At 65.0% G+C, this 2,678-nt stretch carries 3 protein-coding genes; 2 read left to right on the top strand and 1 reads right to left on the bottom strand.

The annotated features are described in order from the left end of the window. Positions 1-230: 230 nt before the first annotated feature. Entirely contained in the window at positions 231-1,415 is a 1,185-nt protein-coding gene (locus EOA79_RS31275) for an HlyD family secretion protein (RefSeq protein WP_127241619.1), read from the bottom strand. A gap of 135 nt (positions 1,416-1,550) precedes the next feature. On the opposite strand from EOA79_RS31275, the gene EOA79_RS31270 reads away from it, so the two are divergent. Continuing rightward, complete coding sequence (locus EOA79_RS31270) at positions 1,551-2,249, top strand: TetR/AcrR family transcriptional regulator (RefSeq protein ID WP_067323814.1); 699 nt, start codon at positions 1,551-1,553, stop codon at positions 2,247-2,249. 216 nt (positions 2,250-2,465) lie between these two features. Next, positions 2,466-2,678 (top strand): hypothetical protein (locus EOA79_RS31265; protein WP_164894041.1); only part of this gene is annotated, 213 nt, incomplete at its 3' end.

Here is a 2,678-nt window from a genome sequence, read left to right as displayed (position 1 = left end):
GCCGAACACCATCGCCAGGAAGGCGATGACGCGGCGCGCCGGCATGTGGTCGGCGGGGGCGGCGGCTGCCGGACGTGCCGGCGCTGCTCCTGCGGTAATGGTTGCGGTTGCCATCTCATGGCCTCCCTGCGGCAGCTCCAAAAGTGCGCGGCGTTTTCCGCCCGGAACTGCGTCAAAACAGGCTGGGCGGCTCGGCGCTCAATTGGCCACCGGGCCGCCCCCCAAACTGCTCAGTTGGTCGTCGCGGCCGGCGCGGTGCGGCTGTCGGCGGCGACGATGACGCTGAGGCCGGCGCGCAACTTGCCGGTCTTCAGCACGTCGGCCGGCACGTCGATGCGGACCGGCACGCGCTGCACCACCTTGGTGAAGTTGCCGGTGGCGTTTTCCGGCGGTAGCAGCGAGAACACCGCGCCCGAAGCCGGCGCCAGCGACGAAACCGTGCCCTCGAAGGTCTGGCCGTCGATGGCATCGACCGTGATGCGGACCTTCTCGCCAGGCACCAGCCGGCCAAGCTGCGTCTCCTTGAAGTTGCCGACGATGTAGAGCTTATCCATCGGCACGACGACGGCGAGCTTCTGGCCGGGCGTGACGAGGTCGCCCTGTTCGACCGAGCGGTTGCCGACGACGCCGTCATAGGGCGCCTTGAGCACGGTGAAGGAAAGGTCACGCTGCGCCTTGTCGCGGGTGAGCTGCAGCGAGGCGAGCGTGCTGGCGGATTCCGCACGCTGGGCTTCGAGCACGCCGATATTGGCCTGCGCGGCGGTGATCTGCGCGTCGGCGCCGGCGAGGGCTGCCTTCGCCTGGTCGAGCGCCGTCTGGGCGTCGTCGAGTTGTGCCTGCGTGCCGACATGCGTCTTGAGCAGCTGCGCCGCGCGGGCCTGTGCGCGTGCCGCATTGTCGGCCGCCGCCTGGTCGGCGATCTTCTGCGCCTGTGCTTGCGCCAGCGAGGCCTGCGCCGCCTTGGTTTGCGCATCGATGCGGTCGAGCGTCTTCGCCAGCGTGGCGATCTGCGCCTCCGCCTGGCCGACCGCGATTTTGTAGTCGCCGTCATCGATGACGAACAGCGGATCGCCGGCCTTGACGCTCTGGTTCTCGCTCACCAGCACCTTGTCCACATAGCCGGAGATTTTCGGCGACACGAACGACATGTCGGCCTGGACATAGGCGTCGTCGGTGGAGATCATGAACCGGCCGTCGGTCCAGTAATCGTAGCCGTACCAGGAGCCGGCGCCGAGGAGGCCCAGCCCGATGATCGGCAGCAGCAGCGAGCGGACAGAGCGCTTCTTCTTGGCCGGCGCTTCGGCAGGCGCGGGAGGAGCGGGCAGTACAGGCGCTTCCGGAGCTTCGGTCGACGGCTGGACCTTGGCGTTGGGGAAATTGCGGACTTCGGCGGTAGCGGGCGCGTTCGAGGACATGATAATCTCTCTGGGACAAGTCAGTCAGACTGAACCGTTCGGTTCGAATTGGTGATTGACATAGCGCGGAAAGAGGCCCATATCAAGAGCAAATCGAACCGGTTGGTTCGAAATATTTCGTGAGGTTTGACGTCGATGGTCGAAACGACAGCCGATAGCGATCTGCTCGACCTGCGCAAAGGCCGTCCCGCGGCCGGGCAGGATCCGATCAAACGGGCCCAGATCATCGAAGGCGCGCGCCGCGTCTTCATCGACAAGGGCTTCGAAGCCGCGTCGATGAACGACATCACGCGCGAGGCCGGCGTCTCCAAGGGCACGATCTACGTCTATTTCGCCAACAAGGAAGAGCTGTTCGAGGCTCTCATCGAGGAAGAGCGTGGCACCATCTTCAAGAATATGTATGAGGTGCTCGACCATTTCGACGACCTGCGCAAGACGCTGGTGAAGTTCGGCATGGTGCTCTCCGCCAAGATCACCTCGGCCAAGGTCATCCAGGCGCAGCGCACCGTGGTCGGCGCTTCCGACAGGATTCCCGAGCTTGGCGCCCGCTTCTACGAGCGCGGTCCCAAGCGTGGCCACGACAAGGTGATGATCTTCCTCAACGAAGCCGTCGAACGCGGCCTGCTGAAGATCGACGATGTCGATCTCGCCGCCTATCAGTTCACCGAGCTCTGCCTCGCCGGCCTCTTCCGCCAGTGCATTTTTTCCTACCGCACCAAGGCGCCGAGCCAAGCCGAGATCGAGCATGTCGTTCGCTCCGGCGTGAACGTCTTTCTGAAGGCCTACGGCACCGAGAAGCTCGCGGCCGAGGAGCAGGCGTCGCTCTCGGCGTGAACCTGCGGCGCGCAGCGATTGCGAAGGAACGCGAGGCGCTTTGACGACGCTACGGCGCCGCGGCAGCCGACTTCGATGCCACCGGTCACCTCCTTCTTCCAGCCCAACTCGAACCGTCGACCGGCACTTTTCCCGGACCCTTCCGGAAGAGCTTGTTAACCATCGGTTCCTATGTCTCGGGACACGTTTGTTCGACGAATCTCGAGTGTGACATCCATGCGTTTTACCCGTGCCAATCCTTCCGGTGCTTCCGCTTACGGCGACAACGACGACAGCAGCTCGGAAGACGCGCGGCACCATGGCGCTGCCGTGCCGCCGCAGCGGCAAACAGGGCAGGTCGTCACGCTGCGAGCCGCCGCTGACGGCGAATCGAACGCCGCCGATTCGGCTGGCGGCGACGAGTTCGGCGGCCAGGCCTGGCAGCAATAT

Origin of the sequence: Mesorhizobium sp. M1A.F.Ca.IN.020.03.2.1, assembly GCF_004023205.1 — a bacterium.
GTDB lineage: Bacteria > Pseudomonadota > Alphaproteobacteria > Rhizobiales > Rhizobiaceae > Mesorhizobium.
This window is presented reverse-complemented; position numbering and strand designations above follow the sequence as displayed.

Bases quoted from the DNA above. Each gene is read 5' to 3' on its own strand.
- EOA79_RS31275 (WP_127241619.1), bottom strand. From the start codon at position 1,415: ATGTCCTCGAACGCGCCCGCTACCGCCGAAGTCCGCAATTTCCCCAAC.
- EOA79_RS31270 (WP_067323814.1), top strand. From the start codon at position 1,551: ATGGTCGAAACGACAGCCGATAGCGATCTGCTCGACCTGCGCAAAGGC.